This is a genomic window from Gardnerella sp. DNF01205 (assembly GCF_049244135.1).
Lineage (GTDB): Bacteria > Actinomycetota > Actinomycetes > Actinomycetales > Bifidobacteriaceae > Bifidobacterium > Bifidobacterium leopoldii.
Genome location: NZ_CP058378.1, coordinates 1,088,410 through 1,113,441 on the forward strand (window position 1 = coordinate 1,088,410; position 25,032 = coordinate 1,113,441).

Below are 25,032 nucleotides of genomic sequence, written 5' to 3' on the forward strand. Positions count from 1 at the left end.
AAGCATTAAGCAGCTCTAAAACTAGCTGATCTGCAATAACCAGACCAGCTAGCAAATATTCTACTTATTACTGTGGCGAGAAGTACCACGACGCTTAGCCGAGAAAAGCGCAGCACCAGCAGCACTAAGAGTTGCAGCAAACAAGCCAAACACAGACACGTCACTACCAGTCTTACTAAGCTGAGCAACACTACCACTCTTCAACACCTGAGCACGCACAGAAGCACGAACATCAGCCGCATGAGCCTTAGCAGCAGCCAAAGCCTTACGAGCAGCAGAAAGATTCTTAACCGCAGCATCAACCTGAGCCTGAGTAGCGTTAGGATCAGCAGCAACCTTCTTAGCCTCAGCCAAAGCAGCATCAAGAGCAGCCTGAGCCTTAGAAACTTGAGCGTCTGCCTGCTTAACTGCCGGCGAATTTTCAACAGCTGCATTCATAGCAGCAGAATTTGCGCCATTAGCATTATTAGCGTTAGCGTTGGCAGCATTGGTGTTAGCAGCGTTACCTGCATTACCAGAGTTTGCGCCAGCACCAGCTTTACCAGCTACGTTGGCAGAATTACCAGTATTAGCACCAGCACCAGCACCAGCACCAGCGTTACCGTTACCAGCATTTCCAGGCTGCGAATCAGACTCAGCACCCTGAATCTGAATGTTCAGCTCGCCCTTATCCACAGTAGTAGGCGCATTATCATTCACACCATAACCAGCTTCAGAACCAGAACCAGTATCACCAGTTCCTGTATTGCCGGTTCCAGCATTACCAGTTCCAGCACCAGGCGTTGGCAGCGGGCTTGGGCTCGGCAGTGGAGTTGGGGTTGGAGTTGGGGTTGGGTTTGGGGTTGGGTTTGGGGTTGGGTTTGGGGTTGGGTTTGGGGTTGGCTTCTTACCGTCCAACGCAGTCTTAGCAGTATTAATAGCATGAACAGCGTTAGCAACCTCATCAGCTGTAGCATCAGTCTTAGCTAACACGCTTTGACCATCACTAATAGCCTTATCATAAGCACCCTGCTTATTAGCATCAGCATACTTATACGCGTCAGAATCCTTCACCTGCCCAGCAGCATCAACAAGAGCCTTTAAACCACTCTTATCAACAGAAGGAGCCGGGGTTGGCTTTTGTTCCTTACCATCAAGAGCCTTAGCAGCATTCTGCAATGCAGTCAACGCATCATTAACAGCTTTCTGCTTCTGTTCTTGAGTCTTTGGATCCTCGCCAGCAGCCAACTTCTTATTGCCTTCAGCATCCGCAATTGCATCTTCAGCCGCTGCAAGTGCCTTGTCGAAAGCATTTTTCTTATCTTTAGAAGCATTCTTGTATACAGGCTTATCCTCCAAAGGCTTATCTTTGTCGACTTCAGCCTGCAATGCAGTTGTATCAATACCGTCGAGAGCCTTGCGAGTATTCACTAAGTTAGCAAGAGCAGCACCAATTGCATTCTGCTGATCTGCAGCCGTAGCACCAAGCTGAGTTGGATTCTTTGTTGCACTGTCAAGAACAGACTTTGCAGCTTCAAAAGCCTTATTGAATGCTTCCTTCACATTCTTAGTTGCATTCTTGTATACAGGTTTTTCCTTCAAAGCAACATCAGCATCGTATTCTTTTTGCAAGTCGTCAGTGTATAAACCAACACCCTTAACAGTATTATCAAGACCTTGCATAGCTTTAAGCAAATCATTGTATAAAGCGTTAGCACCGTCAGCGTTAATATTGTCGCTGTCTGCGCCTTCAACCTTATCCAGTTGAGTGTTTGCAGCATTCAAAGCAGCATCGAAAGCATCCTTCTTATCTTTATCAGCAGAAGAATACTTTTTATCTTTATCATCCTTCTTAAGCGCATCTGCACTCGTAGCAAGATCAGCCAAACGCTTCATCACACCGTTCAGGTTCAATGCTTGCTCAAGAGCATCATCGATGTCATCCTTGCCGTCAGCATGATCAGAGGCATCAGTGCTATCAAGAAGATCCTTATAATACTGCTTTTGAGCCTTGTTCAAATACTTAAGATCAGCAATCTGCTTCTTAGCATCCTCAATCTTTTGAGCTTTCAAGTAACGATTAGCAATACCGGTTGGATCACCAAGCTTAGTTGCAGCATTGATTTCTTTCGTAGCTTTTTCCTTGTCAGCAGCAGAAAGATTACTTGCATTAATACGTGCAATCTGAGCTTTCTTCTCTTCGGCAAGTGCAGAATCTTGATCGTTGGTGATACTAGAAGTATCGCGCTTAGGCGTATTATTCTTGATATCTTCCTTAGCAGCATTAAGCGAAGTATCTACGCCATCAACAGCCTTCTTGATTTCAGAAGGCTTAGTTGCTTTGTTAACAGCAGATTCAGCATCATCAATAGCTTTAATAGCAGCATTATACTTATCTTTAGCTTTCGTCTGTTGATCAGCACTTAAAGCATTATATGCTGCAACAAGCTCTGCTTTCTTAGTTTCAAGCTTCGCAATACCAGCATTCCTGGCATTCTGCTCATTACTTGTATTCTGTAGCTTTGCAGCTTCGAGAGCATCACGAATCTCAGATGCAGATGCAGGATTTGCTTGCAACTTCTCAGCCAAAGTCTTAAGCGTAGAATCTTCTTCTGGCGTAGAGCCAAGTACGCTGTTAAGAGCAGCATCCTCAACGTGGTTTGGATCAGACGAATCATCTTTTCCACCCTTACCGTGATCGAGGAACACAAACTTTTCTTTTTGTGCTTCTTCCTTAACGCCCTTAAGCTCATCTGCTAGCTTTGCAGCATCAACAATCTTTTGAACGTCTGCAGGAGCCTTAACATCTACACCATTAAGCTTATTCTTAAACTCCGTCTTTTCTTCAGTTGACAAATGAGTAAGAGCATCGATTGCTTTCTTAGCAGCTTCTTTAGCAGCATCGAGTTTCTGCTGGTTCTCAGCGTCAGCACCATTCTGATTGCCGCTTATTTCACCCTTAATCTTAGGATCATTAGAAGTTGAGTTCTGATTTGCTTTCTCTGCAGCTTCCTTCAAAATGTTTTGAATCTGCTCAGCAGTAGTTGCTGCATCAATACGCTTATCAAAACCATCCTTATCTGTCTTAGTCAGATTTGGATTATGATCGATAGTCTCCTTAGCTTGCTTCTTCATCTCGTTAAGAGCATCGTCGCTAAGCTTTGGAGTTTCTTCCTTCTTCTTGTAGCTAATAGCAACAGTGAAAAGCTGAGTACCCTTGGCATCCTTAAATACCATTGACTTATAATCAGCGGCATCGCCAGTCTTACTGGAAGTAACTGACTTAATATTATCGTCAGCAATCTCCATATCAATAGTGCCAGACTTTGGAGTTAAATCAGTAGGCAAAGCTGTAGTAACAGTATTAGCATGGAAATTGTCGCTCTTATCGTAGTTAGCTTTTACGAACGCTTCCACAGCCTTCTTGAAATCATCTTCAGTAAGCTTGTTTGGATCATCAACTACAACGTCACCAGCAGAGTTGTACATACGATCAGCATGCTTTGCTTCACTCAGCTTCTTAATAAGATCACGAAGCTCTCCGGCATCATTCATTTTATCAATAGCATTATCAGTTATTTTATCTTTATCTAAACCAGCTCTTGTAAAGTCAGATTTAGTAAGATTTTTCTTCTCATCCAAAAGCTGCTTAGCAAGAGCCTTCAGCTGATCAATAGTGTTATCCGTAGGAGTCTGCTGAGTATTACCCTTTTTAACATACAAATCGCTGGGTTTGATGGTAAACAACGGCATTGTCTGAGCGGAATCCCAGTCACCATTATCATCGTTGTCAGCCCATGGGTGGCCAATCACCTGGATGCCAAAGTCATTGCCTACTATACTAAACGAACTCATTGGTCCATAATTACTACCTGAAGCTTCATACGCACCCATATTGTGAGTACCATTTTTTGGAGTCCAAGTCTTTTTAACAGTAATGCTATCACTAATAGAAGATAGATCAGCTTCAGATACATTATCGTAATTGTCTGTTACAAACTGCTTTAGTGCCTTAATGGCATCTTGAGCATTTGGCTTATCTCCATCAATCTCAATTTTTCTAACGTTATATGTAAACGTATTCTTTGGATTATCTGTGTCAGTATCGGTCTTGCTCGTAGGCGTCTGCTGCGTAGGATTCTGAGTACCAGTTCCAGTTGACTTCTTCTTATAGAAGATGCCGATTGGATACTTTCTATCTTCATATCCTTTAGCTTTAAAAGTTACCGTACCAGTTGCAATATCAATCTTTGCAGAAGTAAGAGTTACAATCTTATTACTATCGCTTGCGTCCTTAGCTGTTAAAGCTTGCAATGAAGCTTCAAGGTTGTTAAGTTGATCCTGACCAACTGTTGCATTCTTATCAAATGGATCGAAATTAACTTCCGTAGGTGTTGCCGGCAAATCAACCGTAAACTCTTTGGTAGTTTGCTTTTGCTCAGGCTTTGTAGCTTGCGTCGGCTTCTTCTTCAAGAACATCCAAGCAGGAATGGTAGTTTGTGAACCATCTGCCCAGGTAATTACAGCATTGTTTTTGTTATCAAACGTTACAGGAGACGTATTCTTGTTATGCTTTTTAGCAGCTTGATAAACAGGGAAACTCTTATTTGCTTCATCAAATGCCGACGCAATAGTAGTCTTTTGATCTTGAGTTAATGACTTAGATGGGTCATCTACTTCCGTAGGAACTGGAACGCGATACGGTGCCCAATCGGCGATAGTTGCGCCTTGATACACCAAATCTGTAGAAGGAATAGTAAGCTCTGATCCATCAGCATAAGTAACTTTTGCACTGCCGTCTTCTTGAACGCGAATTTCATAATGGTTGTTAGTTTTCTTCACATTCTGCAAGAAGGCATTAGGCGTAGAACCACCATTAGCATTAATAATTGCCTGAGTTACCGCAGTCTTTTCATCAGACGTGAGCTTCGACAACTTCACTACAGGCGTACGAGCTGGAAGCGTTGGCTTATACTTGTCTTTATCTGTTTCGTTCTTTAATACCAATAAGCTAGCCGGCATAACACGCTTAGTGCCGTCTGTAAAAGTAATAGTCGCATTACCTTTAGCATCAACACTAATGCCGTTTTCTGCTACCAGTTGATCAAACAGATTTGGATGGTCTTTATCGTTACTCTTATTAGCATCATTAATAGCAGTTTTTACTGCTTTCTGTTCATTATCATCAAGCGAGTCAAGATTCTTTACAGGCGTCAGCTTAGGATATTTCAATTCCAAATGATCCGCAATCTTTGGTGCACGCATCGTGCTGCCTGCAACGTAACGCCAATTACCAACACCGCGGTAAATGCCTGCAACAAACAATAGCGGCTTCTGATCGCGCTGCTTCCAAGCATCATCTGTCATTTCTGCTACATACGACATTTCGTAGTAGCGTTGACCAGCAGACTCCCAGTCAGCAAAAATACCTTGAAGACCGTTAGCATTACCATCCTTGTAAATATTCCACTGATCTCTGGTATTACCAGAATTATCGTAATCTCCTGATTTACCACCAATACCGACCATACGCTGCCAACCCTTGCCATCGATGGTCTTGTCGCTACCAGAGTAATAATCGCGTGAAACACTGTGTTTCCACTGATCTATGCTGTTATACGTGTGGTCACTTGCTACAACATAGCCTTGCCTTGAAGCATTTTTCAACTTTTTAGCGCCAGGAGTAGATGGACTAGAAGCCTCTTGAGTTCCTCGCTCATTCCTTACCAAGCGGATTTGGGAAATCGTATCTGCTTTCAAACCATTTGGCACACCAAACCACCAAGTTGGTCTTAAAGCCCACTTATCTGGTTGTTTATTGGCATCCTCAGGATTATTAGAAGTATATTCAACGCGCACAAACTTACCAAGCGGATCAACACCATCGTTTCCACCTTTAAGCGCGTCAGCCTTAGTTTTATAATATGTTACTTTAATCAGCAAACGCTCTTTACTGTAATCAGCGTCAGCTTTGTAGCCGTAATAAACGCGAGCACCATCACCACTTACATAGCCGTCAGCATACGCAGGCAAAGGAGTAGAAACGAATACCCCCCCCCCAATCACCATAGCACCTGCGAGCATAGCTGCGCACACGCTCTTAGAAAGTGGCGCGTAAATAACGCTGTTACTAGATTTTTTCATAGACTTTTGCAAATCAGCAAGATGCTTTGCACTCATGATCTTCTTCGTCATTATTCCTCACTTCAATAATGTGTCTTCTTTATGTTTCTGCTTATACATAATTTGTAATATGCAATCATGCGGCAGCCAATAAATTAGCATTCGCTTCTTTGTTTCATACCAATTTGCTATTTACACAACGCTTCATACTCTCTTAATACGTTTCAATATGCATAAAAATGTGCAAACTGACACTCATACAGGTTGTATGATACTCACATGTTCATACATTGCAAGTAGTTTTATGCTATAATTTCGTAATTTGTATTTCACTACCGCATGAATCCCACATGAATTGCATATTACGACGTCATAATATTTATTAAAAATTACGACACACACGAGATTATTAGTTACTTAAGATACGGCTTTAACTCTTTAATAAGCAAGCCATTAGAAGCAACCACATCATTTTCCTTGCGCCAATGAATAGGGCTTCCATCCCACTGGCACATCTGGCACTGCGCCTCTTCCACAACCACAGCACCAGCAGAAACAGCTGGAATATCCCAATAATGCAAGTGAGGCTCAAAATAAGCGTCATAAGTGCCATCTGCCACCTTGCACAAGTCGAGCGACGCAGGCCCAATACGCTTAATATCCGCAGGGCATCCTTCTTCAACAGAAGCAACTACGCCAAGTGCGCGCTTAGATTCACCAGGTATATAAGACATTCCGTAACAAACCACAGATCCTTGCAAAGTAGAAGTTGTGGAAGGCGTAATCTTCTCGCGCTTCTCTCCTTGCGGAGTCCTACGAATACGAATAGCACCCTGACCCTTTGCAGCCAAATAAGTCAATCCCAACGCAGGAGCGTGCACAACGCCAAGAACCGGACGAGCGGAGCCTTCATCGTTAAACTCAAAAAGCGAAACCGTAAGAGTCCACTCAGCCATATCGCGATTAAAATTAATAGCGCCGTCAACGTTTCCAACACACCAAAAACGGTCTCCCGGATTGCACTGCTCCGGCCTAGTTTGCCAAAAACCTTGGAAAGGATTCACATAAGTCAAACGATTTTGAATAAAACGCACGAGCTTATCACCAAAACCAGATTCAGATTTATTAGGATCACCCAACGCAATCGACGTCATATCTTGAGGGCTTAATTGATCCTGATACGCATGTTTACCAACATCTTCCAAAATACGCGCAACTTCAAGCGCAACTTCTCGTAAATTCAACTTACACTCCCTACCCTAAATGCATAAATTCCCGCATTTATGCACACTCTCTCTCCTATAAATTAACTTTATTTTACTCACTTAATAGAAAGATTCACCAACACATTTAAGCTCTGTGGTTAAAAGATACAGAACTTTCACAAAAAAATTTAATCATTAATCTTTAATCATTGCTTCATTATTTTACATTGCTTATGTACATTCATCAACTTTTCGTTCTATAAATGCAAGAAATCCTCTTATTAATTCGCATTCAAAAAACGCAAGACAACGCTTAAATCGCGAGTAAGAATGCGGTAAGAAGTGGCCGCTTGAACTGCTGGTTTTGCGCAAAAAGCTACGCCTAATCCAGCGAATTTAATCATTGAAATATCGTTCGCTCCATCCCCCACTGACACAGTTTGTTCGGGATCAATTCCAAGATTAGTTGCCCAAGTTCTAAGCGCTTCAACTTTTGCATTAGCATTAACAATATTTCCAAGTACGTTGCCAGTAAGCTTTCCATCAATAGACTCTAAATGGTGAGCCGCCCAAAAATCAATATTCAAACTCGGCAAAAATTCGTCCAAAATCTCGTGAAAACCGCCAGAAACTGCGCCAACTTTCCAACCATGTGTATGAAGCGTGTCAATTAAAACATTCGCGCCTTTAGTTACATGAATTTTAGAAATAATACGCTTTTTGCACTCGTCAAGATTCAAATCGCGAAGCATACACACGCGCGAACGCAAGGAAGTATCGAAAGTAATTTCGCCACGCATTGCTCGCGCTGTAATCTCAGAAAGCTCATCTCCGCATCCAGCTTCTGCACCGAGCAAATCGATAACTTCTTCTTCAATAAGCGTTGCATCAACATCCATAACCAAAAGCCCAGGTTTAGACAAAGTTGGCAACATCGAAGAAAAGTTCATACTCATAATTTTATGCGCAGTAAGCTGCTGCCGAAAGCCTGGCTCCGCGCGCCCAGTCTGCCGCTTTCATAGCTTTCTTACCTTGCGCTTTTACTTCCAAAAGCTCAAGTGCGCCGCTTAAAGTACCGACCCAAACTTGCTTCTTACCAGCAAGTAATTTTCCAGGATCAAGCTTCATCAATTCCTCACCATGTGGATTGTTAGCATCTGCAGGAACTGCGCGCAAAACATGCAAAGTAATCGGCTCTGCGTTATTCTCATCGTCCGCGTGAAGTTCGCACCACGCACCTGGATTCGGCGTACAAGCGCGAATTTGACGATCAACAGCAAAAGCTGGCGCATGAAAATCAATGTGAGCATCTTCAACAGTGATTTTTTGCGCAACTTCTTGAGGAGTTTGATCTTGATCAACCGGCACAATTTCACCAGTTTCCATGCCACGAAGAGATGCTGCAAGAAGCGGAGCGCCGTCGTTTGCAAGTCGCGCAAGAAGATCGCCAGAATTTTCGTGAGGCTCAATTTTTGTAGTAAACTGCGCCAAAATAGGCCCGCAATCCATGCCGCGCGTAATGCGAAAAACAGTAGCACCTGTAATGTCATCTCCAGCCCAAATGGCGCGCTGCACAGGAGCTGCACCTCGCCATTGCGGAAGAAGCGAAAAATGAAGATTATACCAACCGAGTGGCAACGCGTCTAAAACATTCTGGCGCAAAATCTTACCGTATGCTACAACTGCTGCAGCTTTTGCACCGGTTGCCGCAAGCTGTTCAAGAAACACATTTTCATCTTTAGGATCCGACTCAAGCACTGGCAAGCCGAGCTCAAGAGCAGCCTGTTTCACAGGGCTTGGCACAAGCTTTCTGCCACGACCAGTCGGAGCGTCCGGTCGCGTAAGAACAGCGCGAACATCAAAATGCTCACTATCTTTAGCTAACTCGCGAAGAGATGGAACCGCAACTTCCGGAGTTCCAGCAAACAATATTGGTAATGCCATATTTCCCCACTATTTTAAATTAAAGCAGTAAATTAAATCCGTTTAAAGCAGTAAATTAAATCCGTAAAATCAGCCGGCAAAAGCTTCCTTTAATTTACTAAAGAAACCTTTACGCTCACTCGACTGCTCACTTAACGAATGTTGCTGCACTTGTTTCACAGAACTATCATGCAACTTAGCAAATTTTTCAATCAAAGAACGCTCTTCATCATTCAACTTAGAAGGCGTTTGCACTAGCACATGAACCACGATATTTCCGCGATCTTTAGAACGAAGCTTCGTTACACCAAGATTTGGCAAAGTAATAGTGTCTTCGTTTTGGCAGCCTGCAGGAATAGTTATTTTTTGAGTACCATCAAAAGTGTCGATTTCAAGACTGCGACCAAGAACAGCCCAGCTCATAGGAACTGTAATCCAGCAATGCAAATCATCCTCGTTGCGAGTAAATTGCTTATCTGCACGAATATGAATATCAACGTACAAATCGCCAGCAGGACCGCCACACTCACCAACGCTTCCTTGAGAAGCTAAGCGCAAACGACTGCCATCACGAATTCCAGCCGGTACGTTCACGCCAACTTCACGAATTGAACGCACGCGACCATGACCGTGGCAGTTTTGGCAAAGATTCTTAATAATCGTGCCATGACCTTCGCAATGCTCACAAGGCATCGAAGACATCATTTGACCGAGCATAGTGCGCACAACTTTTTGACAGAAGCCGGAACCGTGACATGCTGAGCACTGTTCTGGAGCGGAATTGTCGGCAGAACCGGAACCAGAGCAATCCTTACAAACACCAAAAGTAGTTAACCGTACGCTAACGTTTCCGCCAAAAATAGCGGTTTTCAAATCAATACGAGCCTCAGCTAACGCATCGTCACCAGGCTGCACACGCGAAATTGGTCCTTGCGAATTGCCGAAAGAGCCACCAAAGAATTGGCTGAAAATGTCGCCCATTCCCATGTCTGCAAAACCAGCGCCTGAAGCTCCGGCACTTCCTGCAGAAGGATCGTTAGGATCAACACCCATGTCTACCATTCGACGCTTTTCAGGATTAGAAAGCACGTCATAGGCAGCATTTACTTCCTTAAACTTTTCTTCAAACTCAGCGCCTGCAATATCAGGATGATATTTGCGGCTCATCTTGCGGTAGGCTTTGCGAATTTCGTCGTCGCTAGCATTGTGATCAACGCCTAGAACTTTGTAGTAATCAGTCAATTAATTCCCCTTTTACCTTTTTCTAAAATCATTTTTGCATAAGGCACAGCCAGACATAAGCCGAATAACCAGCCATAAACCAGCCATGTTTTTATGAATTTTCGGATATAAACGAATTAAGGTAGCGCGCAACAGCCTTAACAGCAGTCATCGTTGCAGCATAATCCATATGCGTAGGACCAATTGATCCAATAAAAGCAGAGTCAGAATCAGCATTGTAGCCGTAAGCGCTTGTTACAACAGAAGCGTTAAGCAAACCAGGAGTATGCGTTTCCGAGCCGATTGCAACACTAACACCACTTGCACAATCGCTTGCTTCCTCACTTAAAGAAGTCATAAGTCGCATAATAACAGCCTGTTCTTCGAGTGCGTCAAAAAGTGAAGCAAAATCAACAATACTTTGTCTATGCGCAAGTTGAGAAGCTCCAGCCATGTATAAGTCGTGAGCATGCTCACCGTCATGCATATCTTCTAAAGCGTTAGCAAGTTGACTAATAATTTGCAAAGCTGATGCTAAATCTTTGTGATTTGCGAGCGCATAAACGCGTTGTGAAGCAGATGAAAGGGATAGCCCAATGCAGCACTCATTAACCATATTAGTTAGATGCAATAAGTCATCTGAATTTATATTAGTTGCTTGAATCATGTGCTGAGCTACGCCTCCAGCATCTGTAATCACAACAACCAAAAGCGTAGAAGACGATACTTGAACAATCTCAATTCTTTTTACTTTTGACTTAGACAATGCTGGAGATGCTACGAGAGCGACTTGACCCGTAATACTTGCAAGAAGACGTGCGGAACGTTGCAAAGTATCTTGTAAACTGACAGATCCGCTCAAAAAGTTACGTATAGCGCGACGCTGCGGTTCAGAAAGCGGAATAACAGAAGCCAAACCGTCAACAAAGTAGCGATAGCCTTTTTCAGTAGGAATACGACCTGCAGAAGTGTGCGGTTGAACAAGGTATCCCTCCTCTTCCAAAGCCGACATATCGTTACGAATAGTAGCTGAACTCACACCAAGCTGATGATGCTTTGCAAGAGCCGCAGAACCAACAGGCTCTTGAGAACGAATATAATCCTCAACAACTGCGCGCAAAATCATCATGCGTCGTGACTGCATTACCACTCCTTACAAACACGTCTAAATACTATATTCCTATAGTAGTCTATTTCTTAGCACGCAACAGAACATAAAAGCAAACTTTTGACACACTTTGTAACATATTCGTCGCGCGCGAAAGATAGGATTGAAGGGCAATGAGAGGGTAAAAAGCCAGCGTAAGCTGTGCTTAAAAACCCGGATTATTGGAAGGAAAGTAGATCACATGACCGATTTCAACTGGTCTGCATTAGACGAGCGCGCCGTAAAGATGGCGAAGGTTCTCTCGGCTGATGCTGTTGAGCGAGCAGGACACGGACATCCTGGCTCCCCTGTTTCATTAGCACCGATTGCGTACACATTGTACCAGCATTTCATTAAGCACGATCCAGCTGACCCAAAGTGGGCTGGCCGTGATCGTTTTATTCTTTCTGGCGGTCACGCTTCGCTTACGCAATACGTGCAGTTGTTCTTCTCTGGATACGGCTTGACTCTTGACGATCTCAAGTATTTCCGTGGCGGTGCAGACACGCGTACTCCAGGCCACCCAGAATACGGCTTGACTCCAGGCATCGAAATGACTACTGGCCCACTCGGTCAGGGTCTTGCCTCTGCTGTTGGTTTTGCCTATGGTCAGCGCTTTGAGCGCGGTCTTCTTGATCCAGAAGCTCCAGCCGGCACTTCCCCATTCGATCACAAGGTTTGGGTTATCTGCGGCGAAGGCGACGTTGAGGAAGGCGTTTCTTCTGAAGCTGCTTCCTTGGCTGGAAACCAGAAGCTTGGCAATTTGACTGTAATCTTCGATGCAAACCATATTCAGATTGAAGGCGACACTAAGCTCACCTTCTCTGAGGATATTCTTGCTCGTTACCGCGCCTACGGTTGGTACACCGATGAAGTTAGCTTCATCCAGCCAGACGGCTCCTACAAGGAAGACGTTCAGGCTTTGGCTGCAGCTATTGAAAAGGCTCAGGAAGTTACCGACAAGCCTCACTTCATTAAGGTTAATACTTTGATTGCTTGGCCAACCCCAGGCAAGACCAACAACGAAGCTTCCCACGGCTCTAAGCTTGGCGAAGAAGCTGTGAAGGGCTTGAAGGAACTTTGCGGTTTCGACCCAGAAGTTCAATTCCCAATCGACGAAGAAGCTTTGGCTCACGCTCGCAAGGTTGCAGAGCGCGGCTTGGCTGCTCACAAGGCTTGGGACGAAGCTCTTGCAAAGTGGGCTGCCGCCAACCCAGATAAGGCTGCTCTCTACGAGCGCATTAAGGCTGGCAAGCTTCCTGAAGGCTTCGACAAGGCTATTGACGACTTGGTTGCTGGCTTCGAAGTTGGTTCTAAGGTCGCTACCCGTAAGGCTTCCGGCGCAGTTCTTAACGCAATTGCTGCCGTTATGCCAGAACTTTGGGGTGGTTCCGCTGATTTGGGCGGCTCCAACAACACCAACATTAAGGGTGCTGACTCCTTCGGTCCATCCGAGGATGCAACTCGCACTTGGCCAAACGTTTCCGAGCATGGCCGTCAGCTTCACTTCGGTGTGCGTGAGTTCGCAATGGGTGCTATTACCAACGGTATTTTGCTTGGTTCTGACACTCGCCCATTCAATGGCACCTTCTTCCAGTTCTCTGACTACGAGCGCCCAGCAGTTCGCTTGGCTGCTTTGATGGAGATTCCAAACCTCTACGTTTGGACCCACGATTCCGTAGCTTTGGGCGAAGATGGTCCAACTCACCAGCCAATCGAACACTTGACTGCTTTCCGCGCTATTCCTCAACTTGAGGTTGTACGCCCTGCAGATGAGTACGAAACTGCTGAAGCTTACCGTTACTTCTTCGAGAAGAAGAACAGCTACCCAACTGCCATGATTTTGACCCGCCAGGGCGTTCCAACCCTCGCTGAGACTGCTGAAAAGGCTCGCGAAGGCGTCAAGCACGGCGCTTACGTTTTGGTTGATTGCGAAGGCACTCCAGACGTAATCATCATGGCAACCGGTTCCGAAGTTCAGTGGGCTGTTGCTGGTGCCAAGACTTTGGCAACTGAAGGCATTAAGGCTCGCGTTCTTTCCATGCCATCTCTCGAATGGTTCGAAGAACAGGACGAAGAGTACAAGGAAGAAATCTTGCCAAAGTCCGTCAAGGCTCGCGTTTCCATCGAAGCTGGCTTGGCATTGCCTTGGTACAAGTATCTTGGCGATTGCGGCAAGGCTGTTTCTATCGAACAGTACGGCTTACAGGGTGACGGCGGTCAGAACATGATCGACTTGGGCATTACTGCTGAGCACGTAGTAGAAGCTGCTAAGGCTTCTATCGAAGAAGCTCGCGCTTAAGTAAATAAGCGAAATAAAGCTTGATGTATCAAAATAAAATTGATATGTCACAAAACTAGAAGTGCTGACGAAACACTTCGCAAGAAACAGCGACGGCGTGTTGATGCCGAGCTACCGTTGGTTCGACATCAACCGCTGTTTCTTGTAAAAACGCCAAACTACCGACGTGCCCCAATTGGTGGAGCACAGTGTTAAGGAGATAACATGACTGAAGCAACGCAGCGCACCAGCGATTCCGGCGTTTCTATTTGGTTGGACGATTTGTCCCGTACCCGCATTGAGTCCGGCTCTTTGCAGGATTTGATTGCTAATAAGAATGTTGTTGGCGTTACCACCAACCCATCCATCTTCCAGAAGGCTTTGAGCCAGGTTGGCCCATACGATGCACAGCTTAAGGAACTCGGCAAGGTCGACGTTGAAACCGCTATCCGCGAGTTGACCACCACCGACGTTCGTAACGCAACCGATATCTTCCGCGAGATCGCTGAAAAGACCGACTTCGTTGACGGTCGCGTCTCCATCGAAGTTGATCCACGCTTGGCTCACGATACTGCTAACACTGAGAAGCAGGCTGAAGAGCTTTGGGCAAAGGTTGATCGTCCAAACGTTATGATCAAGATTCCAGCAACTTTGGAAGGTCTTCCAGCTATCACCGCTACCCTTGCTAAGGGTATTTCTGTGAATGTAACCTTGATCTTCTCCCTCGAGCGCTACGAGCAAGTTATCGACGCCTTCATCGAAGGTATCGCTCAGGCTGCCGCTAACGGCCACGACTTGAAGCACATTGGTTCCGTAGCTTCCTTCTTCGTCTCCCGCGTTGATACCGCTGTTGACAAGCTCCTCGAAGCTAACGGCTCTGCTGAAGCTAAGGCTCTTGAAGGCAAGGCTGCTGTTGCTAACGCTCGCTTGGCTTACGAACTCTTCGAGAAGAAGTTCGCAGCTGACCCACGTTGGGCTGAGCTTGAGGCCAAGGGCGCTAAGAAGCAGCGTCCACTTTGGGCTTCTACTGGCACAAAGAACGCAGCTTACTCCGATTGCAAGTATGTTGACGAGTTGGTTGCTGAGCATGTTGTTAACACCATGCCAGAAAAGACTTTGAACGCTCTTGCTGACCATGGCAACGGCGCTCCTTCCGTCAAGGGTACTTACGAAGAGAGCCACGCTGTTATGAACAAGCTCGCTGAGCTTGGCATCAACATCAAGGACGTTACCGACAAGCTTGAGGCTGACGGTGTTGCCGCCTTCATCAAGTCTTGGGATTCCGTGATTGCTGACGTGCAGTCTGGTATTGATCGCGTAAACGCCTGATTTGATTAATCAGTAATAAACAAACATAAACCGCACATGTTCGTGGATTAATTCACACATGTGCGGTTTTGTTTTGCGCAGCACTCCAAGCGCGAGGAAAACTCCCCACAATTGGAGCGCTCAAGCAAATTAACCAACTGAGAAAGTAACGGCGATTACTTGCCAGAAAGAGTTTGCCAGCGAGATTTGGTTAAAACGTTACGATGGCGCACGCGAGTTTCGTGCATAAGCGATTAATTCACACATGTGCGGTTTTTGTTTAACTGCGGTTAAAAACGTAGGTAGTAGCTCGACCTTTTCCACAAACTGAAATATCTCCTCTACTAACTAAATCAGATAACAATTGCTTAGCCTTGGTACTACCCACGTTAAGAATATTTTGCACTTGCTCACGCTTTATTGTTCCATGATTATGTACTGCTTCAATAATCTTTTTATAGCAATCGTCAACGCTCATACGTTTATGCGAGTTATTAGAATCTTGCGAAAGTGAATTTGTAGTAAGTTCTGAATTATAAGTACCGTTCACTAAATTCAATGAATTAGCATTAAGTTCAGTTTTGTTTTTTGAAGAACCAGATACAAAGTTATTCTTATCGCTTACAAAAAATTCAAGAGTAGTACGGTCTGGATTAAAGGACTCACTTAACATTGGATAGCGTATTCCAGCCCAATCACAACCAGCTCTCATAGCATCAAATCCGCTTCCAGCACGTTCAACAACAGAAATCAGCGCGAACATTTTAAGCAGTGCTGGATTCCGAGAATCAGAAAAACCTCCAGCTAAAGCCACTTCTACAGGCATACGTAAGCAACCCGGGTTTGCAAAAGAAAGCTTAAAACCATCATTTGCGCTATTTGTTTCTATAGAAGATTGTGAAGAACCATCAACATCAGTACTCACAGCATCATCATATGTAATAACAGTGTTACCTCGCATATAATAATCAGCATGAATCAACGTGTTTGCAAGGGCTTCTCTAACTGCCATATGTAACGGAGTATCATCAACTCGTAATGACTGCGAATTAAGCAAAAATGGTACATCAATTTTACGAGAAAGACGCTGCCATACAATACTCCAAAAATCATAAAGATTTCCACTCCACGAACCATCCGAGCTGACAATCCTATGACTCCACCTACTATCAGCATTGGTAATTTCTCTGTAGTCGAGAAAATAGTACGGAAATTCCGTAATAATGCACCACTCCTGACCAAACATTAAAAGACCCGATCGAGTAGGATGCAATTTATTCGACTCGTCCTTTGCTAACGCTCCGATTCTCATAAGAAATTCATCCGCATCAAGCGTAAGCCAAGGATGTTGAGGACGCACTGCACTTAGCATATTGCGGTAAGAGCGCACAGTCTCCATATCAAAATCGTCAACACTGTGTTGCAACAGTGGAGATTGATCCATAGAATTTACGCTCGAACCATTGTCTCTGACCATCGCTTGATACTCTTCTTGCGAACATTTGTAGTCGCCTTCGAAATTACGACGATACGTACCGCCTATAGGATTTCCATTAATATAAATCGGTTTATCAGAACGATTTGCTCTTGGAACGGTTATGCGAATAATAGATTTGTTATCATCCATCTGTTCAATAGAAATATTTTCTTCAATAAGAATATTCGAACTAATTTTATTCTTATTATTTAGCGTATCCCAAATATCTTTTACCATATGTTCAGGGTTATTTACGCCAACAAGCTGTAAATTATGCTGCGCATCTTCGCCTACACCCAGCAAGATAGTTCCACCATTCGTATTAGCAAAAGCACAATACGTTTCCCACATACTTCTCGGCGTACCGTTTGAAGCCGCTTTCGCTTCTAATTGATTACTCTCTCTTAGTGAAGATAGTGAATTTATATTGAACATTGCAGTCTCGCTTCGTAAGTTAGGTTTGTTGCAATATCGTTTTTTAGTTAAGTTTGTATTTATATTTGCATTTAAAATCGGACATTTTAAAACTTAAAAATATTTTTTGCGTCCGATTTTACATCCTTTTCGTCCGATTCTACTTGTTTTGCGTCCAAAAAACAAGAAAACGTCCGTAAATTTTGCAAACGCGTCCGTATTTTGTAGAACGCGTCCGATTTACTGCTATTTGCGTCCGATTATGATGATTGCAATAAACCGCTAGAGCAATTCGCTTTGAAGCCAGTTGGCAACACCGTCGTCATTGTTGGAAGCGCAAATCTCATCCGCAATCGCAAGCAAACGCGGATTACTATTCGCCACCGCTACCCCATAACCACCGGCACGGAACATGTCGATGTCAATAATATCGTCGCCAAAAACAACTGTGCGGCTAGGCTTCACGCCTAAACGATTGCAAATAACGTTCAGCGCATGCCCCTTATTTGCAAGAGGATTCGTAAGCATCCACAAAACGTCTTCGCTAATATGCAAAGAAAAATCGTCCGGAAGAATGCGCTGAAGCTGCTCTTTCTCGCTATCTCGCGGAACAATAATTATTTTGTCTGCAGTTCCGCGCGGCACATTTGAAAAGTCGGTAATAACAAAATCCTGTTTGCTCCAAAGCATACGAACGTCAAAATTAGTGTAACGAACATCATTCATCACAACGCCAAGACGTAATGTAGGGATTTTATCAAGCAAACGCAAACACACATCGCAAGCATGCTTAGAATCAAAACCAAAACGTAATAACGTGCTTATTTCGCGCTGAGAAGTAAGCTCCGAAATCGTGCTATTAGCGCAATCAAAATCGATGAGCGCACCATTGAGATACGCACAAACTTGAGCATTTAAATCGTGAATAAAATCAAAAGCACTTCCGACAGGACGAGCCGTAATAATCGCAAGAGGAATTCCGTTTTCGCGCAAACACTTAGCTGCTTTCACAGTTTCGTTGCTTAAAAAGCGCCCTTCAAAAGTATCGGCATCGTGAAGCATGGTGCCATCAAGATCCGCAATTACTAAAGAAGGAGAAAAACGCATCATAGGAAACACTTATTATAAATAAAATGGGCGAATACAACGGGCAAATAAACAGTGAAGCAAGCTTTCAGTCAAAGCTTACAAACAAAACATATAAACAAAAAAGCGCACAATCTGACAACCATGCGCTTTTCAAAAAGAATACTCAGATGAGCGAGAACTTAGTCATTAAGTTTAAAGCCACAATCACAGCAACCCAAATTAATGCAATAATAACCGTCCAACGATTTAAGTTCTTTTCTGCAACACCAGAGCTACCAGCGTTCTTCGTTAAACCGCCGCCGAACATGTCGGAAAGGCCGCCGCCCTTGCCCTTGTGCATCAAAATTAACAATGTGAGCAAAATGCTAGTGAGCACAAGCAACACCTGCAAAATAATCTTCACAGTGGACACAACCAACCTCCTGTTTTACAGTACCTGGTTAAGTCTAATAATAACCTTTGACCACTTAAGCTTATTTAGTTTCTAAACGTGTTTGTGCAGCCGTTAGTTGCACAATATTAGCAAGTTCTTGTGCATCAAGAGAAGCGCCACCAATTAAGAATCCATCGACATCTGGCTCCGCGATAAGACTTGAAGCATTAGAAGACGTTACAGATCCGCCGTAAAGAATACGGACAGTATCTGCAACATCGTCACCGAACGTAACACGCAAGTCTTCACGAATAGCCAATGCAGCTTCCTGAGCTGAATTAGCAGTGGCAACCATACCCGTACCAATTGCCCAAACTGGTTCGTACGCAATAATTAAACGCTTAGCTTGCTTCGCATCCAAATCGCGCGTTACATCATGCACTTGCCCTACAGCAAAATCGAGCGCAACACCCTGTTGACGTTCTTTAAGACTTTCACCAACGCAAAGAATTGGCTGCATTCCTGCGGCAAGAACAGCTCGAACTTGATCAACTATATTTGCATCATCTTCAGGATGATACTTGCGTCTTTCAGAATGACCAACAATAACCATTGAGCATCCAAGACTTGCAAGCATATCTGCAGAAACATCACCAGTAAAAGCTCCTTGAGCAGTAACAGAAACAGCTTGAGCTCCGTACAATATTGGCAAATGGTCAGACTCAACAAGAACTTGCACGCTTCTTATTGAAGTAAAAGAAGGCATAAGTGCAATTTCACAATCGTGATAGTCGTAATGCGCGTCACGCAGTAGCCACGCAAATTTTTGTATAAAATGCGTAGCTTCGCGGTGATTGAAATTCATTTTCCAATTACCAGCGACTAACGGCTTTCTTTTGGAAACCATAATCACCCTTAAAAAGTTTACGATTGAGATTAATAGTATTGCGCAAATTAGTGTTATGCCGACCTCGATTTACAAAGCGAATTCATAAAATCGAAAGTCGGCATAAGCGGAAATATTTAGTTTATACTTGCTCGCGTAAATATTACTTACTCAAGCAATATTACTTACTCAAGCACGCTCAAACCTGGAAGAGTCTTGCCTTCCAAGAACTCGAGAGAAGCGCCGCCGCCAGTAGAAATGTGCGAGAAGCCATCTTCAGGGAATCCAAGGTTGCGCACTGCAGAAGCAGAATCGCCACCACCGACGATAGTGAAAGTGCCGTTCTTAGTTGCATCGACCAAGCCCTGGGCTACAGCGCGAGTACCGGCTGCAAACTCTGGAACCTCGAACACACCCATAGGACCGTTCCAAACAACAGTCTTGGAGTCAACAATCTTGTCGTGGAAAAGCTTCTGAGAGTCAGGACCAATATCCAAGCCCATCTTGTCTGCAGGAATAGCGTCTGCTGGAACTACTTCTGGAGCAACTGGAGTATCCCCTGCTGGGAAGCCGGCATTCACAACAATATCGGTTGGAAGTACAAGCTCAACGCCGTTCTTCTTAGCGGTTTCAATGTAACCCTTAACCTTCTCGAGTTGATCCTCTTCAAGCAAAGAAGTACCAACTTCGTGGCCCAAAGCCTTGAGGAATGTGAACACCATACCGCCGCCAATAACAAGACGATCAGCCTTAGAAAGCAAGTTCTCAATAACGCCGAGCTTGTCGGAAACCTTGGAACCGCCGAGAACAACAGTCAAAGGACGCTCTGGGTTTTCAGTTGCGCGAGAAAGTGCCTTAACTTCCTTCTCAACAAGCAAGCCTGCAGCTGATGGAAGATCGGCAGCAACATCGTAATTTGAACCCTGAGCGCGGTGCACAACACCAAAGCCGTCGGAAACAAATACTTCGCCAAGAGAAGCAATCTTCTTAGCGTAGGCTGCGCGCTCGGAAGCATCCTTGCTGGTTTCTTCAGCGTTGAAACGCACGTTTTCGAGCAAAACAACGTCGCCATTATTCATGGCAGCTACCTTAGCTTGAGCATCTTCGCCGTAAGTGTCTGCAGTCAAAACAACATTTGTGCCGAGCAATTCACCTAAACGCTGCGCAACTGGAGCCAAGGAAAGCTCTGGAACAACCTGACCCTTTGGACGACCAAGGTGAGCCATCAAAATCACCTTAGCACCCTGCTCACGCAAAGCCTTAATGGTTGGTAAAGCAGCACGAATACGACCATCATCAGTAATCGTCGTACCCTTGAGAGGAACGTTAAAATCAGCGCGAACCAATACGCGCTTACCACTCAAATCTCCCAAATCTTTCAGTGTCTTCATTGGTATCCTTTCCAAACCATATTGGCTTACCATATTTGACTTACATACTGGCTTACCGTGCCGGCTTACTTCGTTCAACAAAACGCAAAATCAGCCTCAAACATCAACACATTGCCGGGTGCAATTATACCGCACATCTTCAACAATCCCTATGAACAACGCAGCTTTGCACCAGTACTATGCTAACGTTGCGTCTGAAGCTTTGCAGTAATGCTTTGCAAACGTTGCTTATGAAGCTTTGCAGTAATGCTTTGCTAACAGCGATTATTTGTTGCTTAGTGAACTTTAACAGTATTGCTCTGCGGACGTTGATTTCTTACTGTCCAAAGAACACTAGCGTCATTGCTGCTGCACACACTACACCAGGCACTCCTACTACCACACCAAAAACAACGGTGGGTGAATTTACGAGTGGGAGATAGGAATTGCTTGGTCGAGCAATATAAAAGCGGAACGATAGTAATAATCTTGTTGATGAATACTATTTTTGCAGAAAAAGTAAGTAAAAAACTAAACTTAACTACACAACCGCTAAGTCCAAATAAGGTATAAGAGCGGAGCGCTGTCCTCATGGCTAATCGCCATTCGGCTGAGCTTGCACGGAAAGTCCACTGGACTTTCCGTCTGAACAAGCTCACGCTCCGAGTTGCTTTCGCGCGCTACGCTCTGAGCGCGAAAGCAGGTCGTCGCGCTAGTAATTCCTATCTCACACAACCACTCCAGAAACCCGCCAGCCAAACACCAGCCAAAAACAAAAAAAAACGGCAGAAACTTTACGCGCATGTAAAGAAAAAGTCGGTTGCACGCCAAAAAACGGCAGAAACTTTACAGTTACGCACACAAACCACGCAAAATCAGCATTAAAGCTGCTGCATACGCGACTTCTCAACCTTCGCCGAAAGCTGCAAAAGTCTACGAATTCGCCCTGCAATCGCATCCTTTGTAATAGGAGGATCAGCCAAGTGACCAAGCTCTTCCAAACTTGCGTCGCTATGCTCAAGACGAAGCTTTCCAGCCATTAACAAATTATCCGGAATATCGTCGCCCAAAATATCGAATGCGTGACGAACCTTTTCGCATGCCTCAGCAGCAGCCTTAGCGCTACGACGCATATTCGCATCGTCAAAATTAGCCAAACGGTTTGCTTTTCCGCGAGCTTCACCGTCCGAACGCTTACCGGTCCATTCGCGAGCAGAACGAGGAGCACCAATCAAAATCAACATTCGCTCAATTGCGTCAGAATCGCGCAACGTCACTCGCTCAGAACTACGAACCTGACGAGCCTTGGCGCTAATGCCAAGTCGCGCTGCCATAGTTTGCAAAGCATTTGCAGCCTCATGAGTTGGGCAAACAACTTCCAAATAACTAGCTTTGCCAGGATCCGAAATAGCACCGTGAGCCAAGAAAGCACCACGCCAAGCTGCTTTGATTTGGGCGATACTTCCACCAACAATCTCAGGTGCAAGACCCGCAACAATTCTCATACGTCGATCAAGAAGACCAGATTGCAAAGCCAATGCTGCAGCACCACGCTCAACTACCACGTCATAGCGAACTACAGTGCCCGTAGGAGTTTGACGAGAAACTTGAGCAATTGTTGCTTCCCTCTGGAAATGAGTTTTCAATACCTCAACAAGCCACTGAGCTGCACGCTGAGAATCTAACTGAGCGCGAATAACAGCCTGATTATTTACTGGCCTTAAGCCGCCAGCAAAGCGCATCATTGCTGCAGCTTGAGCCATAATGACAGTCGGGAGCTCATTGTTGTTTGAAACGAGTTCATTTTTGACGTCGTCAAGAAGAGCCAAGGGACAACCTCCTACTTTTGTTCTTCTTAAAATATGAGTGCTGTTGGGTACTTGCATGATGCTGTGGCACACGACATGCCCGGCTTTCTGTGATACAGAATACGTTGGACATTTTACCGGTTTTTGCACATGCTTTACATGCTTTTAGTACAAGATTTTTATATTTTATATAATTTACGCAATTTTATTTAATTTTTTAATTAATTTTAATTGATTAGTTTCATAATCGCATTTCGCTACTTTACTTCTTCACTACTTTACTTCTTCACTTACTACGATCTTCTCTGTAACTCTCTTGCAGATACTGTAACTTGCAAACCGTGCAATCTCAAACGTCTAGCAAGCTCAATACTTACGGCAACAGAACGATGCTGACCACCAGTACATCCTACAGCAATAGTCACGTAATGCTTGTCTTCTTTAGCGAATCCGTCGATAGCTGTAAGAAGCGCATTTTCATAAGAATCTAAAAATGCAATTGCCGCAGGATTCGATAAAACGTAATCTTGCACAGCTTGATCCTTACCTGTAAGCTCCCTTAATCCAGGAACCCAGAAAGGATTCGGCAAAAATCGCATATCGGCAACAAAATCAGCGTCCATTGGCATGCCGTATTTAAATCCAAAACTGAAAATATGCACAGAAACCGTAGAAGAGCCTTTTCCAAGCAATCCTTCGTAAAGCTTTGTAGAAAGTTGGTGAATACTAAGTGCAGAAGTATCGATAATAATATTTGCGCAATCTTTCAAATGACTGAGCAGCTCTCGCTCTTCTAGAATACCGTCAATAAGTCTGCCGCCGCGCTGCAAAGGATGCGGTCTGCGCACAGACTCATAACGCTTAATAAGCACAGCATCTGAAGCATCTAGAAACAGAATTCGCGTTTTTACACCAAGGTCATCAATATGCGCAAGAACTGCAAACAGGTCGTCGAAATATCCTCTAGAACGCACGTCAATAACAGCAGCAAGCTTATGCACTTTAGAACCGGATGAAGTCATCATATCTACTAGCGGTATGAGCAGTTTTGGCGGAAGATTATCGATAACATACCATCCCATATCTTCCAACGCGTTAGCAGCGTGCGATCGCCCAGCTCCGCTCATGCCGGTAATTAGCATAACTTCAAATCCGTCAGCTAGTTGCACGCCAGTCGACGCGGAACGTTGCGTAGTATGTTGCACATCACTTTGCGTATCACTTTGCGTAGTATGTTGCGTATTATCGCTCATAATGCCTCCTGTAAGGCTTTTCGCATGAGACTACTTAAGTCATCGTAATATCTAGCCTTGTCAGCACTAGGTTTATAACCAAGCTCAGAACCAGTCTCAGCACAATCCTCAAAATTTTCTTTAGATTGCCTGTAGTCAATCGTCATAAGACTTACTTGTGCTAAAGCTTGTTGCAAAAGCATTTCTTCTCCGCCAATAGCGCAACCATATTGTTGCCATACACTAAGTAGCATGCTTGGGCGAGGATCGTAAACTACGTCAAGCAATGTTCCTAATTTCGTTTGATTATGCGCACTATCTTGACAGTATGCTTTCAACGCAAGCGCAATTGGATCTGCTACATGCGCTGGAACTGTGCTTACTACTATGTCTGCTTCTGCGATTGCACGAACAGCTTCTAGTGAATTTAAAGATCTCAAAATGAGAGATTTATCACATTCTGACAATTTTTCTGCGCTCAATTTTTCTGCGCTATAGTCTGCAAATTTTGAAAATACTTCTTCGCTTATTGTTGGGAACTCAATACCTTGCACAGGCTCATACATAGCGTCATTTTCTTCGCTTTTATTATTTTGACCTATGCTTATTTTATTTGGAAAATCAGCGCAATACTTTTGTATAAGATTATTAAAACGTTCAACGCCTTTTACACTACCGTCATCTTCAGTTCTAGCAACAACTTGCACTTGCTCAAGCTTTGCCACTTGCGCAATTTCAATTAAAGCTGCCAGTGCAGAGGATGCAGTGTTGCCACTGCCAATAATAACAGCCTTTTTTACTTCGCATATGCGCTCATGTAATGCTTGCATAAATGTTATTAATATGCCACTTACGTCAGTGTTGTATAGCTTTATTTGCGATTGCGAAGCGACTGCTGGGTTGCTAGTAAAAACTGCAGTATTTGCCACGTTAAGTGTGCGCGACCAGTAGTCGCAAGGTGTACCGAGTTTCATTACGGTTTTTTTAAGCGGCATAGTAAGGCTTAAGCCTTTCCAAGAATCATCAAGATGCGTAATAAAATCGTGAAGATCCGTTTCGCTTACTTTTTCCTTACTATATTGCCAATTCGTAAGCCCCAAAGCCTTATAAGCCGTGTTGTGAAGCACAGGCGACAGCGAATGCAAAATAGGATCTCCCAAAACTGCGCAATGATATATTTTTACCATTTTTCTCTC

The 25,032-nt window shown here is 44.3% G+C and carries 17 protein-coding genes; 3 read left to right on the forward strand and 14 right to left on the reverse strand.

Translation table 11 applies throughout. The features are described from left to right. Positions 1-60: 60 nt before the first annotated feature. The 6 genes from HXT47_RS04585 to hrcA all read right to left on the reverse strand — a co-directional run bounded on the left by HXT47_RS04585 (position 61) and on the right by hrcA (position 11,580). On the reverse strand, positions 61-6,159 hold the full coding sequence (locus HXT47_RS04585; protein WP_421789404.1) for a hypothetical protein: 6,099 nt from the start codon (positions 6,157-6,159) through the stop codon (positions 61-63). Between the two features lie 356 nt (positions 6,160-6,515). Further along, positions 6,516-7,346 carry an inositol monophosphatase family protein gene (locus HXT47_RS04590; RefSeq protein WP_004106351.1) on the reverse strand — a complete coding sequence of 277 codons (831 nt, stop codon included), beginning with the start codon at positions 7,344-7,346 and terminating at the stop codon, positions 6,516-6,518. 242 nt (positions 7,347-7,588) lie between these two features. Next, positions 7,589-8,242 (reverse strand): phosphoserine phosphatase SerB, encoded by a 654-nt coding sequence (gene serB, locus HXT47_RS04595; protein WP_004106352.1) that lies wholly within the window; start codon positions 8,240-8,242, stop codon positions 7,589-7,591. Between the two features lie 25 nt (positions 8,243-8,267). Further along, complete coding sequence (fmt, locus tag HXT47_RS04600; RefSeq protein WP_004106353.1) at positions 8,268-9,251, reverse strand: methionyl-tRNA formyltransferase; 984 nt, start codon at positions 9,249-9,251, stop codon at positions 8,268-8,270. Between the two features lie 69 nt (positions 9,252-9,320). Beyond that, positions 9,321-10,472: a molecular chaperone DnaJ gene (gene dnaJ / locus HXT47_RS04605; protein ID WP_004106355.1), complete on the reverse strand. Its 1,152-nt coding sequence runs from the start codon at positions 10,470-10,472 to the stop codon at positions 9,321-9,323. A gap of 91 nt (positions 10,473-10,563) precedes the next feature. Beyond that, positions 10,564-11,580, reverse strand: coding sequence for a heat-inducible transcriptional repressor HrcA (hrcA, locus tag HXT47_RS04610; RefSeq protein ID WP_004106356.1), 1,017 nt, complete (start codon positions 11,578-11,580; stop codon positions 10,564-10,566). A gap of 220 nt (positions 11,581-11,800) precedes the next feature. On the opposite strand from hrcA, the gene tkt reads away from it, so the two are divergent. Continuing rightward, complete coding sequence (gene tkt, locus HXT47_RS04615; RefSeq protein ID WP_421788911.1) at positions 11,801-13,900, forward strand: transketolase; 2,100 nt, start codon at positions 11,801-11,803, stop codon at positions 13,898-13,900. Positions 13,901-14,104: 204 nt separating this feature from the next. Further along, positions 14,105-15,208 carry a transaldolase gene (gene tal / locus HXT47_RS04620; protein ID WP_032842482.1) on the forward strand — a complete coding sequence of 368 codons (1,104 nt, stop codon included), beginning with the start codon at positions 14,105-14,107 and terminating at the stop codon, positions 15,206-15,208. A gap of 259 nt (positions 15,209-15,467) precedes the next feature. Here the strand turns inward: tal and HXT47_RS04625 are convergent, their stop codons facing one another. The 5 genes from HXT47_RS04625 to HXT47_RS04645 all read right to left on the reverse strand — a co-directional run bounded on the left by HXT47_RS04625 (position 15,468) and on the right by HXT47_RS04645 (position 20,817). Beyond that, the gene (locus HXT47_RS04625; RefSeq protein ID WP_112928679.1) at positions 15,468-17,099 is read right to left on the reverse strand and encodes an RNA-binding domain-containing protein; all 1,632 of its coding nucleotides are present in this window, start codon (positions 17,097-17,099) and stop codon (positions 15,468-15,470) included. Positions 17,100-17,360: 261 nt separating this feature from the next. Then, entirely contained in the window at positions 17,361-18,188 is an 828-nt protein-coding gene (locus tag HXT47_RS04630) for an HAD family hydrolase (RefSeq protein ID WP_004106363.1), read from the reverse strand. Between the two features lie 142 nt (positions 18,189-18,330). Continuing rightward, positions 18,331-18,579 carry a preprotein translocase subunit SecG gene (gene secG, locus HXT47_RS04635; RefSeq protein ID WP_004119067.1) on the reverse strand — a complete coding sequence of 83 codons (249 nt, stop codon included), beginning with the start codon at positions 18,577-18,579 and terminating at the stop codon, positions 18,331-18,333. A 61-nt stretch (positions 18,580-18,640) separates the two neighbouring features. Beyond that, complete coding sequence (gene tpiA, locus HXT47_RS04640; RefSeq protein WP_004119065.1) at positions 18,641-19,447, reverse strand: triose-phosphate isomerase; 807 nt, start codon at positions 19,445-19,447, stop codon at positions 18,641-18,643. A 164-nt stretch (positions 19,448-19,611) separates the two neighbouring features. Then, positions 19,612-20,817, reverse strand: a complete 1,206-nt coding sequence (locus HXT47_RS04645) for a phosphoglycerate kinase (RefSeq protein ID WP_101886068.1) — start codon at positions 20,815-20,817, stop codon at positions 19,612-19,614. Positions 20,818-21,387: 570 nt separating this feature from the next. On the opposite strand from HXT47_RS04645, the gene HXT47_RS04650 reads away from it, so the two are divergent. Beyond that, on the forward strand, positions 21,388-21,681 hold the full coding sequence (locus tag HXT47_RS04650; RefSeq protein ID WP_421788915.1) for a hypothetical protein: 294 nt from the start codon (positions 21,388-21,390) through the stop codon (positions 21,679-21,681). Here HXT47_RS04650 and whiA read toward each other — a convergent pair. The 3 genes from whiA to HXT47_RS04665 all read right to left on the reverse strand — a co-directional run bounded on the left by whiA (position 21,678) and on the right by HXT47_RS04665 (position 25,023). Next, positions 21,678-22,625: a DNA-binding protein WhiA gene (gene whiA / locus HXT47_RS04655; RefSeq protein ID WP_004119060.1), complete on the reverse strand. Its 948-nt coding sequence runs from the start codon at positions 22,623-22,625 to the stop codon at positions 21,678-21,680. The two genes, HXT47_RS04650 and whiA, sit on opposite strands and share 4 nt — an antisense overlap. Positions 22,626-22,897: 272 nt before the next feature. After that, positions 22,898-23,746 carry an RNase adapter RapZ gene (gene rapZ / locus HXT47_RS04660; protein ID WP_116442868.1) on the reverse strand — a complete coding sequence of 283 codons (849 nt, stop codon included), beginning with the start codon at positions 23,744-23,746 and terminating at the stop codon, positions 22,898-22,900. A 107-nt stretch (positions 23,747-23,853) separates the two neighbouring features. After that, complete coding sequence (locus HXT47_RS04665) at positions 23,854-25,023, reverse strand: shikimate dehydrogenase family protein (protein WP_421788917.1); 1,170 nt, start codon at positions 25,021-25,023, stop codon at positions 23,854-23,856. Positions 25,024-25,032 lie beyond the last annotated feature (9 nt).

Excerpts from the sequence above, each read along its gene's own strand:
- HXT47_RS04585 (WP_421789404.1), bottom strand. The coding sequence starts at position 6,159 with ATGAGTGCAAAGCATCTTGCTGATTTGCAAAAGTCTATGAAAAAATCT.
- serB (WP_004106352.1), bottom strand. The coding sequence starts at position 8,242 with ATGTTGCCAACTTTGTCTAAACCTGGGCTTTTGGTTATGGATGTTGAT.
- fmt (WP_004106353.1), bottom strand. The coding sequence starts at position 9,251 with ATGGCATTACCAATATTGTTTGCTGGAACTCCGGAAGTTGCGGTTCCA.
- hrcA (WP_004106356.1), bottom strand. The coding sequence starts at position 11,580 with ATGATGATTTTGCGCGCAGTTGTTGAGGATTATATTCGTTCTCAAGAG.
- tkt (WP_421788911.1), top strand. The coding sequence starts at position 11,801 with ATGACCGATTTCAACTGGTCTGCATTAGACGAGCGCGCCGTAAAGATG.
- tal (WP_032842482.1), top strand. The coding sequence starts at position 14,105 with ATGACTGAAGCAACGCAGCGCACCAGCGATTCCGGCGTTTCTATTTGG.
- HXT47_RS04625 (WP_112928679.1), bottom strand. The coding sequence starts at position 17,099 with ATGTTCAATATAAATTCACTATCTTCACTAAGAGAGAGTAATCAATTA.
- HXT47_RS04630 (WP_004106363.1), bottom strand. The coding sequence starts at position 18,188 with ATGATGCGTTTTTCTCCTTCTTTAGTAATTGCGGATCTTGATGGCACC.
- tpiA (WP_004119065.1), bottom strand. The coding sequence starts at position 19,447 with ATGGTTTCCAAAAGAAAGCCGTTAGTCGCTGGTAATTGGAAAATGAAT.
- HXT47_RS04645 (WP_101886068.1), bottom strand. The coding sequence starts at position 20,817 with ATGAAGACACTGAAAGATTTGGGAGATTTGAGTGGTAAGCGCGTATTG.
- HXT47_RS04650 (WP_421788915.1), top strand. The coding sequence starts at position 21,388 with ATGGCTAATCGCCATTCGGCTGAGCTTGCACGGAAAGTCCACTGGACT.
- rapZ (WP_116442868.1), bottom strand. The coding sequence starts at position 23,746 with ATGCTAATTACCGGCATGAGCGGAGCTGGGCGATCGCACGCTGCTAAC.
- HXT47_RS04665 (WP_421788917.1), bottom strand. The coding sequence starts at position 25,023 with ATGGTAAAAATATATCATTGCGCAGTTTTGGGAGATCCTATTTTGCAT.